Genomic DNA, 23,280 nt, shown 5'->3' on the forward strand with positions numbered 1-23,280 from the left:
AATAACGCAATAGGGTAGGTTGTTTAACTATGCTGCCCCGTTAGTTGAGCGACGTAGTCAGTCTCATTGTATAAACATTATTATTTAGTCTAAATTTTCATTATTTACGGACAATAATACCATAATACCCCTATTTTTTGCATGCAATTATCCATTTAAATGGTTAGTCATTTTACATAAGGTCAAAGTAGGCTGTGAGTTTTTATGATGTCTTTAGTGACTCACTCAGAATGTAGGAGCTTTTGTGTCGTTTAACGACAATGTAGGAATATTTGTGCGTTTTGCCACGACACAAATGTTCCTACATAAAAAAGTAAAAGCCTGATTAATCAACCTAATACCACAATTCTTATGAGTAACCTATACAATCCTGAATTCCCCCTGCATGCAACCAACTTCGGCGGCCAACAGTTTTCTCGCAGTAGAGATGGTTGCATAGCGTCAACATTCGGCTCCAAAAGTTTCGGAATCCAACAAAGTAGTAAAGAATACAAAGAATACAAAGACTCCTAGTCAAGATTTGATTGATGAAATTATCGTAAAATGGATTGATATTAACTAGGACTAGAGCCAAATGAAATGATATAATTGTGGGGAGACAAGAACTTGTCGACTTCAACACCAGCGACCACGGAAAATAGTTATGGACACAACCCGGGATTGCCCGTGCACAACAGCTGCGTATAAATGGGGTCCTGCAGCGCAAGCTCGGTGAAGTAGTTGGCAATTTCGTGATTGGCGGCGACAGATCCCTTTTGGAAACGTAGATCACGGCTTTTTTGGGCGTGTAAGTAGGTGTAGATTTGGCCTGTTTTCGGAGATTTATAGAGAATGGGCGGCACCTGCGGGACGAGATCGAACGGGTTGTGAATTCGATGCCGATCGAATATTTGGTTGAAGGTACTTGAAAATTCAGCGTTCCCCACACGAGGTGAAGCATACGTATAAACGATAGGATCACTGAAGCCGCTATTCACTGCGGTGTCAACGGCGCATAGATGGGCAAGCGCACCGCCAAGGCTATGCCCTGTAATATAAAGCGGCTTATGGTGGGAAAGAGACTGCAAGGCTGACAAGACGGGTTGCCGAGCCGATTCGTAAATCCTGAGAAACCCCTGGTGCACGGAGCCGCTGTTCTTCGCATAGGGAAAGGCGCTCTGTCTGGCGATTGCATTGGATATCCAGTCCGATTTGGTATTCGTTCCGCGAAACACAAGGACGATCCGGTCCGCTGCCTCGGCGATAAAGCCGAACAGTTCTTTTCTTCCTGTAAATGACGCGGCTTCAAATTCAGTAATCAACTGGTAACGACGCGGCAGAACAAAAGTTCCGTCGGCGCTTTCAAACTGTTGATAGCTTTGGCTGCAAAGTGCGGACAATAAAATGGCGGTCTGGATATCGAACAGATTCTTGCTCATAGATCTCCCTCTTCTGCTCACACATGTTTTATGTATGTATATGAAAATGATGGGCATACGTCCACGGGCATATGCCTAACTTAGTGACGCCTTTGATTCAAGCTAGGCCGCGCTACCCGTCCCCTCAGCTCCAGAGGAGGAATTTAATTAAGCTAAATGGCAGGATTGTTATCACAGAACCGTTATTCTGTGAAGTAAATATTTTTTAACTTGAAGAACTTTCAAATGCTATTTCCCGCTGCCGGTGTCGGATGACAAGAACATTGTCCGATTAGCCCTCAATGGTCTGGTCTGTCTTCCCTAAAAATTCGTTAAAAACAAGAATGAGCCGCATCCCATACGGCTCATCTAATAATGCAAGTACTTAGTGGGAGCACATAAGCCTAATACATGCTTATCAATATCCCTAGATTCACTTTCGAAATTTTCTGGATATTCCAATCCATAAATGTAAATTGGATTATGGTTGTTTTCGCATATACGTCATATGAGCTTGTGAACATGAAAATTATCTTCGAGCAACGCCCAATTTTGCGGGAACGGATAACCCAGCACCCAATAACTGACTCCTCTCAAGTTATAGGACTTAACGAGGTCGAATTTTGCCTGAGCGCTTCTTGCATCCTCAAACCAGACTTCATGTGTTCGTTGCTTATCATCGACATATCGATAGTATGGGGTCTGGGACACTGGATCGTACTTGATCTCCGCTCCATGCCTGATCGCGCGACGCACGGCTTCTTGCATACTGAACGTTTCAGCCTGCTGTCCATTTACATGTGGAAGCAGCCAATCGCGTGCGTAAAGCTGGAAGCCCATAAATATTTTATTTCTCGGGATGACAGTGACTGCATAGTCGAGAACTCGCCGTATTTCGTTGATAGGCGATATGGCCTGTGGTGGACCGAAACGGTATCCCCACTCGTACGTCATGAGGACGACAAAGTCAACAATATCTCCATGCGCAGCATAATCATGGGCTTCGTAAAGCAGCCCCTTCTGATCAGAACTGGTTTTGGGGGCAAGCGCGGATGAGACGAAATATCCTTTCTCATGCAGCCTGCGGACAGCCAGTCGAAGAAATTGATTATAGGACTCACGGTCGCTTGGGTACACGTTCTCAAAATCAACATTTAAACCGCGATAACCTTTGGTTTCCATGATCGTTAAGATGTTGGTCACCAGCTTATTTTGCAATTCAGGGCTGGACAAAATGGTATGGGCCAGCTTCGATCCGGCTTCCGTAGCGGAAAAGTTGGTGATCGACATGACTGGTACAACATGTTCGTCGTAAGCGGCTGCAATAAGCGCCTGATCATCTACCGATTCCAGGCTCCCATCATCCTTCATACGGTATCCAAAGGGACATACGTAAGTTAGATGCACCCCATCCTGCCGAACTTGCCTGACAGCTGTCTCTCCGAATACGTTGGTATAACCGTTGACATCGATGGTCTCCTTCTGCTTTTCCGGGATTTTCAAGGTTTGACCTGGATAAATAAAGTTAAGATTCGTAATCCCATTGGCTTGTGAAATAGCCTGCATAGAAACACCGTAGCGGTGAGCAATCGCCCATAGGGACTCCCCCGGCCGTACGGTATGATACAAAACCGGAATCACTAATACTTGCCCTGGTGTAAGTTGCTCGACATCGGAGATTGAATTTGCCCGAGCAATAGCCTCTACGCTTATGACATAACGGTCGGCAATCGTCCTCAGAGTGTCTCCTGACCGCACCACATATTCGGGATAAGGCTCCGGAATGAGCAACGCCAAACCGATAACTAAATGATTGGGATCCTCGAGCTCGTTTACTGCAATAATCCGATTGATATGAACACCATATCGCTTAGAAATCAGCCAAAGATTTTCTCCTCTTTGCACCACATGGATTTGCATGGATTTACCTCGCTCTCGCGCTTTAACTTCTATAGATACATTATTCCGCTAATGTCTATAGCATTCTAGGCTAATGTCCATTATTATGCTCAGAGCCTTTTACCGTTAATTGAAATTGTTGTAGGCTACCCGCACGATAGCCACGTTACATACGCTTGTCCATTCGTTCTTTCTTCGGACGTTCCTCTGAGTAATTAGTATTAGACTGACACCAGAAATCGAAACAGCGACAGTCTTGGACGAGAAAATAAAGTCCTAGACTTGTCGCTGTATTTTTGGACTACCGTTCTTTGATAAAGTGGTTCTGGTGCAAGGATTTAAAAAAGTTCGCAGTTACCCGACAAACTTTACTTTGTCTATGCCACTAAACCAAATATCTTATTTAGCCATTCAACAGCAGTGAGGTACGAACAGAAAAATACTTTACATTCCTCTTCCCAGTTGCAAGATTAAGATTATTGTTTCGATATAAATCTGTTACAACTGGATAAATACCCTCAATAAGCTTTTCTACGATGATCTTCCTTGAGTGTGGTTTTAAACCCATAACGTTAATACTTCGTAAAACACCGTTTATATGGACTTCTTTGACGTCCCGAACAAGTACCCAGCCTCTTGAGAGCAGGGCGCTTCCCATTTGAATTATTGTATAAGGGTTTCAACAAAATGGATGGTCTTTTAAAAACGGTGGAACGGATTTACAGTCTCTCCCATTCCTGCCGGCATACTGCCTGTAGGTGTTCCTTCCTGCTCCAGTAAGGGTTTGATCAGATTTTTCCATGGCCATATCGGTTTTTCAAACAAGGAGGTTACCACCAACTCTTTAACAGCCCCAGTCAATTCGGCAAGCTCGATAGCCTGATACAGGCTATCCTTCAGTACTTGCCACAGCTGCTTTTCATCCATAGAATAAAGGCTTGCTATCGCTTCAAGAATCGAGTACAGATTCACCTGAATGCCCAGGGTTTGCAAATATAACAGCAGCTTTTGAGGTGTTTCATTATAGAGCGAATTCGGATAACCCGGTTTCATCTTGTAATGGGGATCGTCAAGACCGTGTTGATCCATCCACGGAACATGCAGCCGGATCGAGTCGTGGTCGCGCAGCAGCATACCGGTTATCATTCCGTCTTTAAGAGTCAATACCACGTTCTGTCCATGAATTTCCGGCATCACACCTAACCGGAACAGGCGCAGACAAATAGTGAAAAACTGCAGGCAGACTTCCTTAAACAGCTGGGCTGCTGATTCTGCGGACGGGCTTAAGCCCCGCTCTCGTATCCAAATATCCAGGATAGGATCAGTTCCGTCTGTAGTATGAACGGCCAAGGCGGACATCGGCACAATCCGGCTATTGCCAGCCTCGGTTAACGCAGCCGGATACTGACGGACCAAAGCAGAGAGGTGGCGAGGGGGCTCAGCGAAATAATCGCCGTTCTCCGGCAAATACGCCCACCAGCTCTTTTCATCGCATAGGCTTAAACGCTCACGAAGCACCGGATCGAGCGCCAGCGCTTGCTCAAGCAGGCGCTGTCCACGCTCGCCGTTCATCATGTGAACGGCAGGTAAATAGCGCACCGCACCCAGCGAAACGATCCCAAGCGGCAGCTTGAGGTGCCTGTTGCTTCCGTTCTGTGGTGCGAGAGATCGGGCTGAGGATGTGGCGTAATAAACGCCGGTCGCCACATCCAGCGGAACACAAATGCCCGATTCCAGCTCCGCGCGAATCATGTGCGGCAGCATTGAAGACCGCTGCCATGGATGCACAGGCAACGCGATGTATTGCTCGGGCGACAGTCCCTGTCGTTCCAGCGCGTTGTGCACGGATGAACGGTCTTCAAGTGAAAGGAGCAAATCGGCAGGTGTCACTTCCGGCAGTCCCTCAGGCTTATTATCCTTGCTGCTCCCGCTGCCGCTTAGTACGTAATCGCGTTGGACAGCGATCCATTCCAGCGTGATTGGTTTTCCCGATTCCGCGCTGAATGCTTCATAATCAGCTTGTGTCCAGCCCCCCTTTGCTTTCGCCACAGGATGGAAGGGGCGGTCGCGGAATGCAGCGCGACGTTCCTGTTCAACGAGGCTCCAAGGAGATTCGGAGTTGAGCGAATCGATCTTGGCTTTGGCGGCTGTAACGGCTGCGTAAGCATCCGACCAGTTAGTTTGCTCCAACGATAGCAGGAGCAACTGCTTTAGCCGAGCGACACTGCTGTCTTCTTCGTTGCTGCAGTTACTCGCCTGCCCCTGCTCTTGGGTACCATATAGCGACTCCGTCACCCGTTCTAGCAGTTCCATCGCTCCCAGCCTGGTAGGATCAGCGCCAAGGTGCTGATTTGTTCCGTCCACCTCGTATACACCATCGCCGGAAGAATAGCGATAAGATTGAGTGACAGCCGCACTTACCGGAAAGATAAGAAATCGTCCGTTCCCTCGATCCACCCACCAGCGGAAATAAAAGGCAGAGTCGTTATTTGTTTGCGTTTGTAATGCGCTCTCTGCCTCTGTGGATGCAACATGCACTGTATTCTTACGCTGAAGCCCTTGCCCCTGAAGGAAAGACAACAAATGAGGGGAAAGAGTCCCGCTGTTGGGGACATCCAGCAGTTCACCCCTGCCGCCTACGTCTAATAAGCCTTCAACCAGCAAAGCATTGACCAAATCCGTAAGTATCCGTTCCTGCGATTCGCTTGCAGAAGTCTGAGCATGTAAAGTGTGCTGTCCGGCGGATGAGGATATCTTCCCAACAAACTGCCAACCTTGCTTCTTGTCCGGCTCGACCGAACGTGTAAAAGCTCCATTCATACTGATTCTCTCCTATTCAATTATCAATCAAGGGATTACAGAAAAATATGGTCAGGGTGCTCATGGCTCAGAAAGTCATGAGCCGAAATCGTCCAACCATAAGCGCCGGCAAGAGTGAATAGCAGGATATCTCCGACACGCAGACGAGATACCTGAATATCTCGGGCCAGTACATCCTTGGGCGTGCAGAGCTCACCTGCCACCGTTATTTCCACATCCCGTACTTCCGGACGACCGAAGGGATAATTCCATTGCTCAACGGGAACAATCTCGAACGGATGGCTGTGCTGCCAAGCGCCGGGCAACCGGAAATGGTGGGAGCCGCCGCGCAGAATCGCGTAATGTTTGCCATGGTTGCATTTCAGGTCCACTACCTCGGTGGCATAATAACCGCAGGCTGCGGCTATATAGCGACCTGGCTCGAATAATAGCTCAACTCCGGGTATGGCATTCTGATCCAGAACCTGACGAAGCTCCGAAACAAAGGTATCCCACTCAAATTTACGCTCCGAATCCGTATACGAAATGCCGAAGCCTCCCCCCGCATTCAAATAGTTGAGCGTCAACCCGAAGCGCTCCCGCCAGCCTTTCACCCGCTCCAGATAAACGGAAATCAATTTGGCGTGCAAATGGGCATCCAGATTGTTGGAAATGGAATGCAGATGAAAACCTTCAAGCTGCAGGTTAGGTAGTGACTGAGTTAGCAGGATTGCGTCTTCGATCTGCTCCTCGTCTATTCCGAACTGGGTAGGCCTTCCTGCCATAATCAGTGTTGCTTCAGGAAACGATGCCCTTAGGTTGACCCGGATCAATACGGAAGCCTGGATGCCAAGACGGGTCGCAATATGCGAAATGCGTCTCAATTCAAGTATGCTTTCGGCATGAATCAATGTAACCTGAAGCAGGAGTGCTTCCTCGATCTCATTATCCTTCTTGCCCGGACCACCGAATATAACCGGCTTGTCTGAGGATACTTGACGAATCTTTCTAATCTCACCGATGGAAGCTGCTTCAAAGCCGTACACGATTGGCTCCAAGCATTTCAAAATTTCTTGTGTAGGATTGGCTTTTATCGCGTAGAACAGACGGCAGCCCTCCGGTAGTCCGCTTACGGTTTGCCGTGCATGCTCCCGCAAAGCCTGTAAATCATATATAAAAGCGGATATGGGCTGGGAGTGCTCTTGTTTCCATTCTTTGATCGTGGTTAGGACCTTTCCGTCCAAAACAGTCTGATTCATTGGTTATTGTTCGCACCTTTCAAATGAAATGATGTTCTAGCTCTAGCTATGCTTGAGCGAAGCCTTGCAGGTGTGCCCGCAAGGCGCGGAAGGAAACGCCGCGCTCATCTCCCAGCACGAAAGCTTTGACGCCCAGCCCCACCCATTCGGTGTAGTCTTCAGCTGCCCTCGGGATCGCACAGTAGGGCACACCGTATTGTTCGGCTGCGGCAAATGCCAGTCGCAGCGCCTCCTTCACAGCTGGGGCGCGTGTCTGCCAAGGTATGCCGTAGGATTGCGACAAATCGGCTGCGCCCTCCAGCACCATATCAATTCCATGTACGGATAATATGTCCGCTGCCTGCTCCACTCCGGCTCTGCTTTCAATCATGGGCACGACCATAATCTCTTCGTTCGCCTTGTGGATGTATTCGACCAAATTATGCTTTCCGAATAAGCCTGCCCGTCCGCTGTTCAGGCTGCGGGTGCCCTGTGGGCCGTATTTGCAGGCTCGCACGATCAACTCCGCCTGCTTCCTAGTCTCCACTTGTGGAACGACTATGCCCAACGCTCCGGCATCAAGCGCCCGCAAAATTTCCTTCGGGTTAGGCTCCGATACGCGGACAAGGGCTGTCAATCCGACAGCTTCAGCAGCGCGGATCATGTTCTCCAATGTTTCCGGGTTCACTAGTACATGCTCGGTGTCGATGATAATAAAGTCAAAACCGGCACAGCCTACCATTTCAACGACGACAGGGGATGGAATGGAGCCCAGTAAGCCGAATACGGGGACGCCACTTACAAGCTTTTGCTTTAATGTATTAACCCTTAACATCATGCTCACCGAAATCGGGAAAGCGGATTAGGCGCATCCTGAAGACGAACCTCCGAATCCCCGAACAGCCGCCGTGCTGTCAATTGTTCCACCTGGATTGACTCGGCAAATAAATCAAATACTCGATAACGCGCTTCGTGCTGCGGATAAGTCTGACGGTAATCGTGTATAACCTGTGCGGCCATTCCCCAGAATTGTTCTTCCTTCAAGCCATAGTGTTCTTCCAGAAATAAACAGAGCTCGGCGAGATTGATGAAGAAAAAAGCATCGTGGACGAAATCCCGTACAACCGCAGCATGATCCGTTTCGATGAAGGAATTCGGGTTGATCCTCGTATGATGTCCCGGAAGCGCGTGCAGCTTAGGGCAGACCTCTGGATTTGCCAGATGCGTCCTTGAAAACCGGATCCCATCATGAAAATCCTTGAAGGCAATACGAACCGGTACACCGTCACGATGAATCAGAATCATATTTTGGGCATGCGATTCCAAGGCTACGCCATGTGCAAATAACAGATGAAGCAGAGGCTCGATGGATACCTTTAGCAGCCTGCCCGTCCAAGCCTCAACGCCTTCCTTTTGTACCCATGGATCAATGAATTGGCGGTTGGAGCGATCTACATGGCATAGCGCATTGAATGGCAGAGCTTCCTCGCCGCTTCGCAGATAACCATGGAGGCTTTCCCGCCAGATTGCGCCGAGTGTGCCGTAAGCCCGCGGTCGCATCGTCTCTGACCATGTCTCGTGGTCATAAGCGACTCCAGCCACCTCACGCAGCAGTACAAAATCAAGCCGCTGTGCAACTGGGTCGTCTTTTACAAGGGAATAGAGCCAGTCAGAAATGATCGGAGCATTCAGTACGGTGTGCTTGGCAAGTGTTCGACCAGTCGATGTATTCGTAAGATTCATCGGAAGCTTCAGATAGCTTTTTTCCTTAGAGCTGGCATTGGCAAGTGTACGAATCGATTGCTGTGGGCGGTATTCCTCCGTGCCCTCACCGATCATGATAATTCTTCCGTCTGCAAGCTGGCGATTAAAGACGCGGACAATGGTTTCCCGCCACTGCCAAGGATGGACTGGAATCAATCGGTATTGATCGTAAGACTTCCCGACTGCTTCAAGTCTGGATTTAAAGTCAGCAAGCAAATCGGCTCCAAGCTCTGCTTCCAAAAATTGTTCGTAATCCAGTGTTGAGGATTGGGCAGCCACGCTTTCATTGGTTAATACCCCCAACCACAAGGGTTTGATGAGCGGTTTAAATTCCGGACCATAGGTCATATTGTCATCAGGATTAAAGCCAATTCTGGATTTGTAGCATGGGTGGTAGGGATGCCCGTCCATAATGTTCGCTTCCAGCTCATCGTAGGCGCGTTCCTGACCCGTCAGCTCACGATGCGGATTGGCATATTGCGCCTGCGTGTCTTTGATAAGCGTTTGTTCCAGCTCTTCGACAAAGGTATCGAGGCGGCTGTGCTGGACAACTGGCGCCAGCACCTCGGATACGAATTCGCCCAACCGCGCTTCGGTAGTGGTACCATCCGGTCCAACCCGCTCGATCGCGGTTAGGCGATTCAGGCGAATCCGGCCGAAGCTCATCTTTTTACTGCCGTAGCAGGTGTAGGAAAGAGGCAAGCCCTCTGATAAGGACAGGCCTTTTATAATGATTCTCGGACCATCCGAAGGCGGTACCAACTCGTCATTCATGGCTGAAAATTCAACAATATGCTCATAAATCAATGATTCCAGTAATTGACGAAGTATTCTTTTCTCCACACTTGCATACTCAGATGATTGTAAGGCTGCCAACCATTCGCCACCTGCTATTGTTAATGGCTTCTCTTGGATTTGCTGTCCGTTCATGGGTTCCTCCCGCTTTCGTAGATCGGATTGCGCATCGGCACATAATCGGGTGTCTCGCTACGCTCCTGAAACCGGCTGATCAAGTTCGCTTTTGCCGGTAAATCGGGGTTTTCCAGCAAATCATGGATGTACCCTCCGGACGGGCTGGCTGCATCCATGACCGCTAGCTCCTTCAGCAGCACGCTGCGGACGGTGTGCCAATAAAAACCTTCATCCAATTTGTTAATTCGTGCAATGGTATGAATTAAAGCTCCCAAATGGTTAACGAAAAAATAATATTTCAACCTCTCCCAAGCTTCGGTCTCCGTATACAGAACCGGGCTGCCCGTAGGAATGAGCTGGGGGGTCCAGCCGTGCTTCTCTGCCTGGCAGCGATTGACGCTGATTCCCTCCAGATCACGCACGTAATAGCGAACTGGAAGCCCTTTTTCAAGCGTGACCAGCGAATTTTGCACATGGGCCTCAAGACTGATACCCGCCTCGGTATACAAACGAATAAGCGGGAGCATGGACAGCTCCAGGTAAGCGGTGAGCCATACTTGCCAATCCGGCAGCATGCCGTCATTGGATTGCCGCGCTGCCGTGAACAATAGCGGCTCGTCACTGCCTGGCGGTTGCTCCAGTAAAGCGGCCAGGACAAAGCAGGCTGCCTGCTCGACTGTCGTCAACTGCGCGGCTTCGCGGTAAACAACCGCAAAAGAAGCCAGCAATTGCTCCCGCTCGGGCTCGGTAACCCCTGGAAAGTCAATGGTTTGATAACCGATCTCGGCCAATATGTGCATTCCCCGACTGGCACTTGCCGAACTGCCTGATTGAAAGGCCGACAGAACAATCGCCGCATCCATCGTGCGGCGCACCTGCTCAGTGGTATTCTCGCGAATGAAATTCGTAATTCGTACATGTAGAGGCAGCTTGTAAAACATCTGCTCCTGCGGATCCCAGACTGTGCGGACCGATGATGTCGGATATACGGCTTGTGCTTGTCCCTGCCCTTGGCTGATCGGTCCCAAATCAACGAGTTTGTCCTGCCGGATAAACTCCGCGACAAGCGGTTGCGCGCAAACATATTTCATCTGCCACGGATGAAGCGGCAGCAGGCTGTAGGCTTCTATCCTGCTGCCAAGCTTATGCTGTGCAGCCTCCTGAACCGCAGCAGGCAAGGCCGGGCGATGCCCGATCCATTCCTCACGGATCAGCTCTTTGGATACGGCCATGTAATGCAAGGCAAAGACTGCGCCCATTTCTGGCGCATACTGAACCAGCTCCAGATCCGTGAAGCCCTCGGAGCTTTTGGGTGTCGGATGGAACGGATGCCCGTACAACATGGATTGCTCCGACCGGATATAGTCCAGCGGACGGGCGGAGACGTTCGTACCCGACAGCTGCGCCCGCTCCAGATACAGTGCCATTCGTCTGATGCTGTTGCCAATCTGCTTGCTCATTTCCAGGCTGCGACTTTCCCGCGTCGCTTCCTGCTCGCGGAAGCTGACCTCGGCAAGCAGGAGATCCATGATCTGCCTGGGGCCAGACGCAACAGGGATCTGGCTGGAGGCCGATTCAGACTTGGAATCGGGCGAAGGAATGATGTAATAGCTTGTCCCATACCGATGCTGCCCGGTTATTGAATAATATTCGATAATTCCGGCTATCATTGCTTGTGTCAAGGGGAGCGGCAATACAAATACAGCTCCGATTAAGCTTTCGCCGCTAGCCTGCCTTAGCAGCAATCCCAGCTCGACTGCTAGGAGGTTATGTTTCTCTGTTTGAGTGGTTATGCGGTCTGCTTTGGTCTGCAGTCCGTCTTCAAATGGGGCCGCCGTATCAAACCAAGGCGCAGTACCTGCTCCAGCCATACCTACCTGATAGGTGCCAGTAGTTTCCGGTGTGCCTTCTAAATCTCTTAGATCGAATATGCCTGTTTCCCGCAGGTAGCTGTTCAGCAACCCGCGCAAAGCAGCTTGCTCCGCCAGTCCCAGGCTGCCTTCGGCTTGAGTCGTGAGGGTTGTAAATGGGTGCAGCATGTCTTTCTGTCCTCCTCTTCGCGGTCCTACTGTCATGTCGAGCGTTTAATATAGCGGCAGCTTCACGCCAACTCCTTCCTTGAGTGCCTGTAAATAGATCAAGCGGGCGCAAGCAATATCTTCAATGGCCATTCCCATCGGGTTCAAAATTATAATTTCGTCATCATGCTCACGGCCCGGCTTTGCGCCGACTACAATCTCGCCCAGCTCAGCATAAAGCTGTTCTCTGGAGAACCTTCCTTCCAGCACGAGCTGGTTCAGCACTTTCTTTTCGCGATTCGACTGTTCCCAGTCATCTACAATCACTTTATCGGCTTGCAGATAAACATCCTTGTGGACGTCCATAATCGAGATATTGCTAATGAAAGCTCCCTTGCGCAGCCATTCGTACGGGATATACGGGGTATCCGTTACGGTGCACGTTACAACAAGCTCACCTTCGCGAACAGCCTGCTCAGCGTTGTCCGCAACTGTAATGTTCACTTGAGGGAACTGTCCACGTAGTTGGTCAGCCAGCCGTTCTGCTGCAGCAGTTGATTGGTCGAACAAATGGAGTTCTTGCACATGGTCAAACTGCTCTAGCAACGAGGTCAACTGTGCCTTGGCAATCAACCCGCAGCCAACGCAGGCTATCGTCCTGAAGCCGACGCGTGCGAGATGCTTGGCTGCGACAACGGTCACGGCCGCTGTCCGCATGCTGCTGATCAACCCGGCTTCGAGTACAGCGATGGGAAAATGGCTCTCGGCATCGTTCAGCACGATGACGCCGCTTGCCCGTTCCTTTCCTCTGGCCTGTGGATTGTCGTGCTTGCTGCCGATCCATTTGATACCGGATAAAGGAAATTGGCCTCCGATATAGGCGGGCATCGCAATGATCCGGTCGGCAATATGTCCATTCTTGCCTGCTGAGCGTAAATAAGGCTTCAATGGCTGGACGTAGTCACCCCCAGCATGTAGGGAAAGTGCCTCCTCCAGCGCTTGGGTGTACAGCCGCGAGGAACCGCCGCCAAGCTTGGCAATCGTCTCGCGATTCAAGTAAAGCATCTCGGGCCATTCAGGCTCAGCTTTCTCTGTAGCACGCAAGCCTTGCTGCAATTGTGATTGATCGATCATCTGGTGTCACCTTTCGTATTTAGAATTTGGATGTATCAAGGTAATTGGGCTACCCACTGATCGTCGTAGATAAGATCGAGGTAACGGTCACCTCGGTCGGGAAGTAGTGTAACTATGCGTAAGGGCTTGTCTGGTGCTGCATCAAGCGTCGGCAGCAGCTTGCGAATCGCAGCGACAATAGAGCCGGACGATCCGCCTGCAAAAATTCCCTCATGCTTCAGCAAGTCTCTGCAGCCTTGTGCGGATTCCTTGTCTGTAATGTGGAAAGCCGTATCGACCTCAGCGGCATTCAAAATTTCAGGAACACGGCTGGCTCCAATGCCTGGTAATTCCCGTTTGCCGGGCGCGCCGCCAAAAAGGATGGATCCAACTGCATCAACGGCAACGACTCGCAAGGCGGGATATTTTTCACGCATTTTACGGCTTGTCCCCATAATGCTGCCGGAAGTGCTGACTCCGGCGATAAAAATATCCACGTGGTCCAACGATGCAGTAATTTCTGATCCTGTGCCCGAATAATGAGCCTTCCAGTTATTTTCGTTCGCGTATTGATTCACCCAGAATCCCTGAGGAATCGTCTGGAGTAGCTCATTGACTTTGCGGATTCGTGTTTTCAGGAAGCCTCCTTGGTCGTCACGCTCCTCGACCATTTCGATATGGGCTCCCATCTGTCTCATAATATTTAGATTTGAAGCTGCGATCTTCGGATCCACTACGCAGGTTACAGATAGCCCGTAGACCCTCCCCATCATGGCGAGCGCTACGCCCAAATTGCCAGAGGTGCTTTCGATCAAATGCGATTGGCTATTGATGGTGCCGTTGCTGAGCCCTTGCTCAATAATGTAACGAGCAGGCCGATCCTTCATGCTTCCGCCGGGATTCATATATTCCAGCTTGGCGATGACCTGCACATTTTTTTGTGGAAACAGCCTGTTTAAATGAACGAGTGGAGTTTGCCCAACACATTCGGCAACCGAGTTTCTGACTGTTGCTATGGACGGGTCCACTTGCAATAAAGATGACATCATCGTTCCTCCTTATGCTCCTATTAAATACCATAATCAGCTCACTCTGTACTCAGACAATGATAATCATTATCATCATTTGCAGCCTATCGTAGCATAAGCATAAAAGCAGCGTAAATGACCCAATCGGATAATCCTTTTTATCCATTTGAAGTAGATAACTGGAAATTATGAATAACCGATAGAGATTCTGTGTAGATGGCAATCCCAGCTTACACGGGCTGGACAACCTTGCCGAGAGGTCGTTTCAGCCCCAAGTGGTCCCTGAGAGTTCTTCCGGTATACTCCGTTCTGAATACGCCGCGTCTTTGCAGCTCAGGCACAACGAGGCTAATAAAATCCTCAAAGCCGCCTGGGAAATAAGGAGGCATAACATTAAAGCCATCCGCTGCCTCCTTAACCAGCCATTCCTCCATAACATCGGCTATATACTCCGGTGTGCCCGCTACCGTATAATGACCCCGTGCGCTGGCTGTGTGCAAGATAAGCTGGCGAATCGTCAAATTATCCTTGCGGACCATTTCCGAGAACATTTGGAAGCGAGCCTTTTGCCCCTTTATTTTATCAATGGATGGCAGCTCATCCAGAGGTAGAGGGCAGTCCAATGGATATTGGGAAAGATTCGTTTCAAACAAATTGGAGAGGCGTACAAGCCCGAGCTCAATAGACGCCAATTGTGTCAGCTGCTCCTTCTTTTCAAGTGCTTCCGCCTCGGTCACACCAACAATCGGGCTAAAGCCTGGCAAAATTTTCAGATCCTCACGGGAACGACCATACTTCTGCATTCTCTGCTTAACATCGACATAGAAGCTAATCCCATGCTCCAGTGTGTCCTGTGCGGTAAAAATAACTTCAGCTGTTTCTGCTGCGAGATCTTTTCCGGCTTCGGAAGAGCCTGCTTGGATGAGTACCGGGTAGCCCTGTGGTGAACGGCAAATATTTAATGGGCCACGCACTGTAAAATGCTTGCCCTGATGATGAATCGGATGAATTTTGTTGTCAAAATCTGTATAAATGCCCGTCTCTTTATTGGCAACGATCGCATCATCATCCCAGCTATCCCATAATCCCTTCAACACGTCGAGAAACTCCTTAGCCCGCTCGTAGCGCTCCTCATGCTTGGGATGCTGGTCTATACCGAAATTAACAGCAGTTACGTCTCCTACAGAGGTCACGCTGTTCCAGCCAGCTCGTCCACCGCTGATATGGTCGAGTGAGGCAAACATTCTTGCAACGTTGTAAGGCTCGCTATAGGTGGTCGATACGGTGCCGATCAGGCCGATACGTTCCGTACCCATCGCCAGAGCGGACAGCATCGTGAAAGGCTCCAGGCCCGCTGTGACCTTGTACTTGATAGCAGGTGTCAGCACCAACGCATCTGCAAGAAACAATGAATCCAGCTTGGCTCCTTCAGCCATTTGGGCTAGCTTCGTGTAATAACGAATGTCGGTTGCCAACTCTGGCGTTGTAGCGGGATGACGCCACGAGGTTTCATGATGGCCGGTGCTCAACATAAACAGATTCAAATGCATTTGTCGTTTTGGTGTACTCATAACAACAGCCCCTTTGCTTATTTGGAAAGATGATAGCGTAAATCCGTTCGTGCGGTAAAACGCAGCACCAGCAAGCCACCTGCGAGCATCATGCACCCATGTAATGTAAAAATGGACGAGGTGCTGTAAAGACCCCCCAAGAATCCACTGGCAAGAGGTCCAGCTATTTGTCCGATAAACAGTGTGCTTCTGGTGAATCCTAGCCTTTCACCCAACTGCTCCCCCTGTGAAGCCCGTGTCACCATAAGAAAAACGGACTGAATTAACGCGGTCGATGCAAAGCCTTGCAGGATTCTTAAAGGAATAAACCAGGCAATACCCTGCGCGAAGGCTTGTACTAGAATGGCTAAGCTGCATAGGAAAGAGGCCACAAAATAAGTGCGGTTGACAGGGCTCCTGTCATTCCTCCTCCCCCACCAGGTAGAGGCCATCCAGGCGGAAGCCCAATTGACCGCTTGCAAAATACCGATCCAAACCGCAGTTTGCGAGGGACTGGTCAGATGCTGCTTGACATGCAGTGGCAGCACAGGCAGCAGTCCATGCAGGCTGAAATTGGCGCATATGCCTGCCAGCAGGAATATAAAAATTGTCCTTTCACGGACCAACCCGTCCAACTGCTTCAACATGCCAACAGGCTTAACCGCCTTTGAGAGAGCGGATTTGGACTCCTTTAAGCCAACCCAGCAGAGCAGTGTCCATAGAGCCAGCAAGCCACCAAGCAGCAGCAGTAAATAGTTGAATCCGAACCATCCGAATAGCATGCCTCCAAGCAGAGGTCCCAGCATGGAGCCGGCCGCGAGGGCACCTTCGAGCTTGCCGCGCACACGGCCTTGCTCCTCGGGCTTGGCTTGAGATGCCGCCAAAGCGCCAACCGCATCGACGACACCGCCAAGCGCTCCTTGAAGCAAACGAAGGATGAATAGCTGAAATGGACTTGTCGCCAGTCCCATTGCGACCAGAACAAGGGCGGAGCCGAGCAGTGCACGCACCACCATCCATTTGCGGCTCGTCCTGTCTCCCAATCTCCCCCATAATGGTGCTGTTAGCGCAGCTGTGACGGCAGGAGCCGCGAGGCTCAGGCCACTCCACATCAGGATTGAAGCTTGGTCGACCGCACCAAGCTGCTCCATGTAGAATGGAAGCAGCGGGGCGATTACCATTGAGCTCAATACCGACAGGAAATGGCTCCCCCAAAGTAAACGAAAACTTATTTTCCAATCATTTGTCATGCTTGTCGCCAGCCAGTCTCTCAATTGTGCAAAAGGCTTCCTCCCTTTCCACATAGCTTTTTGTTGCAGCGAGATCGTTTGAAAAGCAAAATCGCTGGTTACTGATAATTATTATCAACGAACGACAACATAGTATCATATTTAACCGTTCTATAATATTCTCTAAATGTATAATTATGGTTATTCAATTGAAGTATGATCGAGTACTCTCTATCTGGATTTATTGGACAAGCCTCATGCTCGGGTGCATCATGCTACTGAATGTGGCCAAACGGACGTTACGTGACAAAGAAGCCTCCCGAGAAACTTCGGAGGCCTATGGTAACTCTGTATATGTCATGCGTTGATAGGAGATAGGAGCTATATGACCTTAATTGAATAGGGACGTGTGAAGTATCGCTTATTCTGATTACAGATTATAACTAGCCGTTGTCGATCATCTGTTTCAGGGTATAAATAAAATCAGTGCCCGACTGCTCGATTTCCAGTGCTTTCTTGATATTTTGAGAATGCTTTTTGACAGTGTTTTCCGATACATACAGGATATTTGCAATCTTTTTTACCGAATAGTGGCTGCATAAGAGCTCGGCAACCTGTCTTTGCCGTTCACTTAGTTTATATAAAGGATGTCCGACGGGTGGATGGGATACGCCAACTTCCGCAGCTGCAGCAACCAGTTGTTCAGCCTTGTCCGGCTGTGAGCTTACTATGCTCTCCCAAGTAATAACAACCTTATCTGAAAAGTCCAAGGCTGAAACTTCTCGGAGGATCATACTGTGAAGGATGGCTAACTTCTCGTTCTCCTTGACATTGTGGATGTGTGAATCCACGGTAAGCTTCAATTTCTTGACAATCACAACACTGTTACCCCCTTTTATGGATACTGATGATTCAATTCCCTATTTGTGGACAAGAGAAGCTTCCTTGTCTTTCCGAATGGTTTTGGAGGGGCTTCTTTGTTTATTATTTAGTTGGGCAACCTCCTTTTCGTTTCATGCTTTGAGTCGAAGAATCCAAACGATATAGTCGTGTCGGATTCAAGTTGATAAAAAACGAATATCATTGATAATAATAATCATTATCTATAATGTTGTCAATTTAAGTAAATAATGCTTTTTTCGTCCAAATAAATAATATCTATACAAAGGGCTTCAGGTGCGTACTATTCCCCGCGTTCGAACATCGTTTGAACCGTCTCGATCTCCCCTATCCAGCCTTTGACGAGGTTGACCGTTTCGTGATCCCCTTCTGTTAATGCAACTCGACTTACAGTGGTTTCACCAAAAGTACTCCCCGACCTCAACTAATATTTTTTGTGGTAATTCCGACATTCTTTACTCCCCCCTCAAAACTATTAAATTATTTTCTGAATTTAGTCTATCCAATACAAGCTTGGAACTGATCTTAGTTCACCATAATAGAGCGCTCAAGGAAGCTGTGTCTTGCCTACTGTAAAAGTGTTGAGTCAATGATTGACAGATTATCATTAAATTTAGAATAAACTTCATATTCTGCGTAAGGATCAAGAGCGGCGGTCGGTTCGTCAAGCATCACGATGGGCCGTTTTTATATATTGCTCTTGCAATGGTCCGGATTTTGAGTTTCACCTCATGATATACTGATCACAGTTTGGTGCTACTACATACAGCGGCAACTGAAATTAGAAAAGCAGGACTCCGCTAAGAGAACATCCTCTTAGCAGCAGTCCTGCCCATCTTTTACCTGAATTCTATTTCAAGCTTTTAACAATAACATTGACCGCTCCTACCCGAGTAGCGAGATTATGCGGCTTGAAGTGCTGTCAGAATACCCGACTAAGATTCCCTTCACTTGTACCGCTGCCACATCACTTTGCGCCCAACTGGATATTTGTCCAATGTCAACCAACTACACGGCTCCCGTACCTGGATCGGGTTAGATATTTCTAAAGGAGAGAGCCATGGACAAGCCTTTTTAGAGCACGGTAAACCGTACAGAGGAACGTTTCAATTCGAGCATGCCCGTGAAGGGCTGGCGAAGCTCCTTCAAACTGTCCACGATGTAGAGCATGCGTCCGGACAACGTCCTTTGCTTGTTCTAGAAGCAACCGGACATTACCAAAGTCCGGTGGTTCAGTTCTTGGAGGAACATCATTATCTGTACTTGGTCATTAATCCGCTTATCTCCAATCAGCTTAGAAAGTCCAACCTCCGTAAAGTGAAGACGGATGTTGCTGATGCTTATCTGCTGGGAGAGCTGTACTAACTGCTTAATTTGCGTTATCTGACGAGACAATATGAGTCTCTTTCAAAGATGTGTGTGTAGACTAAATTGCAGTTCCAAGCTGTTTTGGATCAGGTCTTCCCTGCGTACAAAGGTGTCTTTGGGGCTATGTATTCAGGCGTTTCACTTCGGTTTTTAAAGTCGTTTCCAACTTCTTATTCGATCTTGCAAACGGACAAAGAAACGCTGTATGCCAAAATTATAGAGCTGTTTTCCTCGAGACGAGGACGTTCAGAGGAGTGGATTAACGAGCGGGTAAAACGGCCGCTGGAGGCGGCAAAACAAAACCCCTTCGAGCAAACTATGTACTCCAGCCCCTTGATCAATTTAAACGTTCTCATCATCCTCATTCTTCAGTACCAGGAGCATCTTACGGAATTGGAACAGAACATAGATGCTCTAGCTGAAGAAATCGAAGAGTATGATTTAATCCAGTCGATTCCCTGTATGAGTCATACTCCACCAGAATCCTGTAAAAATTCAATCGTCTTTATTTTCTGCATTGGCATTAAATATAAAACGAATGATAAAAGCGGTATAAGGGGGCATCCAACCGAAATTCACAGTAAATTTAGAATGCGAAAAGTTATGAATCAGAACTTTATTCCGTCTTTCTTGTGAGAGAAATCCTTCATCCATTCAAAATCAGGTTTCCCGCGCGATGAGACTTGAAGTGGTGCCGCGCTCATGCGATGTCGTCGTGTGAGCGCGGCACGTTCCAGCTGGTCATCCGTAGTGCCTCTGTCACGGGTGCGGGGATCTTCGGCATCATCGATCACGGGCGCCTGGGGCGATCCTCCTGGCGTGCACTGGCCGCCGAACCGGGTGATCCAGCGATGCGTGCACTGCCGCGGAACCCTGAGTTCCTTCGCGACGTGAGCGACTTCGGTGACGTTAGACATCACAAGCACGGAGGGCTTCTCTCTCCCCCGGCCATTACTAGCCTGCTGACCGAGTGCACCTAGTCAGGACTGCTGGGCGGCGTGTTGGCTGCGAGACGAGGAGCGCGCTCGTCGACCGCACGGATGAATCAGCCGACTGGTCGTGACACACTTTGGGCGCTATCGCGTCGATTTTCACGGCGGAGGATGATCGGAACCGTGATCGCTGCAGCGATCGCCAACAACGGAGCTAGTAAACCAGCGATGGGAAACGACGACGCGCCATTCGCTGAGAAGACGCTCAAGTCCCACAGTCCGTGCAGGAACATGGCGGCCACGAGCGATCCGGTAGACCGCCGGGCAAGGTAGAAGATCGAACCGAGACCGAAAGCGACCATTACTTGGAACAGGGCACCCGCCCCGATGCCCAGGAACATGTTCGGCAGGTGGAAGACTGCGAACATCGCTGTTGATAGCAGCCAGACCCCGGTTTCGCCGAATCGGCTGCGTAGAGCGACTATCAACTGACCTCGGTTGATCATCTCTTCATTGAAGCCGACCAGGATGCTGCCGATGATGAGATACAGCCACATGAGGGGCGTGACACGGGTGAAATCGCCGGTCAGCATGTTCACGATCGCGATGACCATCATGATGGTCGGGAGAGTCATCGTCCATCGAGAAAGACGCCGCCTTTCAACCAGGCTGGGGTGCCACCATCCGTAGATCGTGACCATTGTGATGGTCAGCACGACACCGCCGGACAGCGGTGCTACGTACCAGAGAAGAAGGGTCTGCTCACTCTCGCCCACTCGCATGTAGTCGATGCCGTTGAGCACGAAGATCGCGTAGAAGACTGCGCTGTAGAGGAAATATGTGAGAACACCCCATCGTACTCGGGGACGAACTCGAAGGGCGGGATCCAAAGATTCTTGCAGCATGTCCCTATTGATTGACATCATAAACACTCCCAGTATAAATTAATATTTTCTTTCATTTTCTCTTGTTTTCTTAAGATTTCAACATCGACTACTTCAAGAGTTAGAGATATCATGTTGTGGTGACAACGGTTTTGAAAAAAGCGTAGGGGGAAACAAAGGTTGGGCGTTAATTCCCAATCTATGGATACGTTGCTTTGATCCACCTTAGATATCCACACCATTCCCTCGACGGTTTACCCTCCCATGTCACGCTGGGTCTTAGCCCTTACATTCCTTCGTTCTACATCTCGAGGAGTGGACGTTGCTTCTTGCTCCTTTACGGGGTCATCGCCCTATCGGTAATACATGTCATACTGCTCAAGCAATGCCTTGAGCTCCAATTTAGCCCCAATTAGCCCTTCTTTGCAACCACTCAAGCACATGTGCACTGGGAGCAAACGGATCCTCGCCTTCAGGAACTTCTGCAAACACCATTTCCAGAAAAGTCGTATTAAGTTCCATGATCACCTCAGGTTGTGGCTGTTGCAAAAGCACTCTGCAGCGTTTACGGCTTTGTTCATTGATTCCATCAATAGCTAGCTTTAACCGTTGAGTCTTCCAACGCCCACCTGTAGCGATCAGAATCGGTACGATTGATCGATACCACTCCTGCACTTGTGATCGGTTCGCTTTGAGAAAGCAAGGGAACCACAAAATTAAATGGGTGTAGTCCGTATTAAGCAGGTCCGTCATATCCCAAGACATCCCTCCTCGCATAATGCTACCCTTCTACTTGAAAGACCTGTGCATCAGGATCCTCTAGCTCGCCCTCAAAGAAAATTTCTCGTGCTGCCAATTTGAACGGACAAGGAGAGACCTTCCTTTGTACCGTTTATGGTATGGGTCGCTTGATCCCATTTTACTTGGACGCCCAGCTTCTCCAGCAACGGACGAAGCGGGATAAGTGCTTCGTCTCTTGCCTCTCTTAGCTTGGTTTCATAGGCTTTCGAACGCCCGCCGACAAGATCAGTAAATGAAGCAAGAATATCTCTTCCGACATTAGCAGCCATAATAACTTCACCAGTTGCAATGCAGACATACTGCTTAACCGGGGAACCTTCAACGAGTGCTGTTGTTGTTACGATCATGCGTTCTCCTCCTCGTAAATTTTATTATCTCTGTGCTAATTTTATTCAACCACTAAGCGCAACAACAGTCTCGTTGAGCTGGCAAACGCGAAAAGAACGGAACACTTCATTAGCAGAGAATGAAACAGGAATCCAACGGAAGCGGCGGTGATGAGGAACTTGTTTGAATCGCTTCCTCATTTACAATTATAGTAGTCCAAGTTAAACAGAAGCTAAACAAATGGATGAAAACCAGCTTAATTTTGCTGCTGCCGTTTAGGTTCTGTTTAAGCAACTATGCTAAGATGGACAGGTGATAACGATGAAAAGTCTATTTAATATTAAAATCGCAATCTAGTGACCGACTCAATCACGCGTTCTCCTGCGCGTTTACTTGCAATCCGCGCAGGGTCAGTTCTCTGTCCAGGTCATCCAGTAGAATGTTGGCCAATAGCGGACTTAAGGGCCTCCTTTGTGGCGTTCCTTCCACCGTCCTTTGACGGTTTCAGACCGGGCAAACGCACGACGCGGTGAAAGAAGTTCAGAGCTACATCCAGAGCGGATTGCGCTGGACGGTAGACATGGACTTGGAGAAGTTCTTAGACCTGACTGTGCGGGGAAAATTGCGCATCAAAAATCGGGTTCATTACTTGTAGAAAAGCCTGCTGGAAGAATCGGTCCATCACGGTCGTGATACCGAGCAGACGTATGTCACCTCCGGGTTTGGGGGTTTCCACCCATCTGAGTGGTATCGGTCTGTACGTTCCTGTGAGATGTTCGGCCTTCACCGATTCCCAATGTGTTTTCAGGTAAACTTGTAGCTGTTTACCGTTACGCTGTACACACTGAGTGCTCCTCCGTTCTGCACCACTCGCCCGTAAGCTTGCCAAAGAGTACTTCCTTCAAGCGTTTCTTAAAAGTGCCGTATAAATCGCAGCCTTTTGTTTTAGGGGATAAAGTTATTGTCACGCTAAATGAACTTGATTCATTCTCAATCTCCATAGATATAAAGTACGTAATCGTGGGTTTCGTTAATATTAAATTCATCTATATAAGTTGAACTAAAGGAATTCATTTCCAACCCGTCGAATTAAAGATATACAACCTGAAAGCGACGGTGAA

16 protein-coding genes and 2 pseudogenes are annotated in these 23,280 nt (G+C 49.0%); 1 reads left to right on the plus strand and 17 read right to left on the minus strand.

Annotation, left to right across the window (positions count from 1 at the left end; genetic code table 11):
* Positions 1-641 precede the first annotated feature (641 nt).
* The 13 genes from BK127_RS39250 to BK127_RS44285 all read right to left on the minus strand — a co-directional run bounded on the left by BK127_RS39250 (position 642) and on the right by BK127_RS44285 (position 18,271).
* Positions 642-1,439, minus strand: a complete 798-nt coding sequence (locus BK127_RS39250) for a lipase family protein (RefSeq protein WP_179097779.1) — start codon at positions 1,437-1,439, stop codon at positions 642-644.
* 462 nt (positions 1,440-1,901) lie between these two features.
* Complete coding sequence (locus BK127_RS39255; protein ID WP_076238114.1) at positions 1,902-3,317, minus strand: glycoside hydrolase family 18 protein; 1,416 nt, start codon at positions 3,315-3,317, stop codon at positions 1,902-1,904.
* A gap of 678 nt (positions 3,318-3,995) precedes the next feature.
* Complete coding sequence (locus tag BK127_RS39260; RefSeq protein WP_083689930.1) at positions 3,996-6,116, minus strand: IucA/IucC family protein; 2,121 nt, start codon at positions 6,114-6,116, stop codon at positions 3,996-3,998.
* 35 nt (positions 6,117-6,151) lie between these two features.
* The gene (locus BK127_RS39265) at positions 6,152-7,354 is read right to left on the minus strand and encodes a type III PLP-dependent enzyme (RefSeq protein ID WP_076238115.1); all 1,203 of its coding nucleotides are present in this window, start codon (positions 7,352-7,354) and stop codon (positions 6,152-6,154) included.
* Positions 7,355-7,400: 46 nt separating this feature from the next.
* Positions 7,401-8,171 (minus strand): HpcH/HpaI aldolase family protein, encoded by a 771-nt coding sequence (locus BK127_RS39270; RefSeq protein ID WP_256711650.1) that lies wholly within the window; start codon positions 8,169-8,171, stop codon positions 7,401-7,403.
* A gap of 2 nt (positions 8,172-8,173) precedes the next feature.
* A complete protein-coding gene (locus BK127_RS39275) occupies positions 8,174-10,027 on the minus strand; it encodes an IucA/IucC family protein (RefSeq protein ID WP_076238116.1) in 1,854 nt (617 codons plus the stop codon).
* On the minus strand, positions 10,024-12,048 hold the full coding sequence (locus BK127_RS39280; protein WP_076238117.1) for an IucA/IucC family protein: 2,025 nt from the start codon (positions 12,046-12,048) through the stop codon (positions 10,024-10,026). Before BK127_RS39280 ends, BK127_RS39275 begins: the two co-directional genes overlap by 4 nt.
* 45 nt (positions 12,049-12,093) lie before the next feature.
* Complete coding sequence (sbnB, locus tag BK127_RS39285; protein ID WP_076238129.1) at positions 12,094-13,092, minus strand: 2,3-diaminopropionate biosynthesis protein SbnB; 999 nt, start codon at positions 13,090-13,092, stop codon at positions 12,094-12,096.
* A 104-nt stretch (positions 13,093-13,196) separates the two neighbouring features.
* Complete coding sequence (sbnA, locus tag BK127_RS39290; protein ID WP_076238118.1) at positions 13,197-14,186, minus strand: 2,3-diaminopropionate biosynthesis protein SbnA; 990 nt, start codon at positions 14,184-14,186, stop codon at positions 13,197-13,199.
* A 212-nt stretch (positions 14,187-14,398) separates the two neighbouring features.
* Entirely contained in the window at positions 14,399-15,739 is a 1,341-nt protein-coding gene (locus BK127_RS39295; RefSeq protein ID WP_076238119.1) for an LLM class flavin-dependent oxidoreductase, read from the minus strand.
* A gap of 17 nt (positions 15,740-15,756) precedes the next feature.
* Positions 15,757-16,992: an MFS transporter gene (locus tag BK127_RS39300; RefSeq protein ID WP_076238120.1), complete on the minus strand. Its 1,236-nt coding sequence runs from the start codon at positions 16,990-16,992 to the stop codon at positions 15,757-15,759.
* Between the two features lie 398 nt (positions 16,993-17,390).
* A complete protein-coding gene (locus tag BK127_RS39305) occupies positions 17,391-17,825 on the minus strand; it encodes a helix-turn-helix transcriptional regulator (protein WP_076238121.1) in 435 nt (144 codons plus the stop codon).
* 305 nt (positions 17,826-18,130) lie between these two features.
* Positions 18,131-18,271 (minus strand): hypothetical protein, encoded by a 141-nt coding sequence (locus tag BK127_RS44285; protein WP_179097780.1) that lies wholly within the window; start codon positions 18,269-18,271, stop codon positions 18,131-18,133.
* Positions 18,272-18,876: 605 nt separating this feature from the next.
* Here BK127_RS44285 and BK127_RS46140 point away from each other — a divergent pair.
* A pseudogene (locus BK127_RS46140) lies at positions 18,877-19,674 on the plus strand (IS110 family transposase); the annotation flags it as partial.
* 586 nt (positions 19,675-20,260) lie between these two features.
* Here BK127_RS46140 and BK127_RS39320 read toward each other — a convergent pair.
* The 4 genes and pseudogenes from BK127_RS39320 to BK127_RS45930 all read right to left on the minus strand — a co-directional run.
* Complete coding sequence (locus tag BK127_RS39320) at positions 20,261-21,070, minus strand: CPBP family intramembrane glutamic endopeptidase (protein WP_076238123.1); 810 nt, start codon at positions 21,068-21,070, stop codon at positions 20,261-20,263.
* Between the two features lie 363 nt (positions 21,071-21,433).
* Positions 21,434-21,796: a hypothetical protein gene (locus tag BK127_RS39330; RefSeq protein ID WP_144026702.1), complete on the minus strand. Its 363-nt coding sequence runs from the start codon at positions 21,794-21,796 to the stop codon at positions 21,434-21,436.
* Between the two features lie 65 nt (positions 21,797-21,861).
* Positions 21,862-22,179 carry a heavy metal-binding domain-containing protein gene (locus BK127_RS39335; RefSeq protein WP_076238126.1) on the minus strand — a complete coding sequence of 106 codons (318 nt, stop codon included), beginning with the start codon at positions 22,177-22,179 and terminating at the stop codon, positions 21,862-21,864.
* Positions 22,180-22,514: 335 nt separating this feature from the next.
* Positions 22,515-23,029: pseudogene (locus tag BK127_RS45930) on the minus strand (group II intron reverse transcriptase/maturase); the annotation flags it as partial.
* Positions 23,030-23,280 lie beyond the last annotated feature (251 nt).

It is taken from the genome of Paenibacillus sp. FSL H7-0331, from assembly GCF_001956045.1.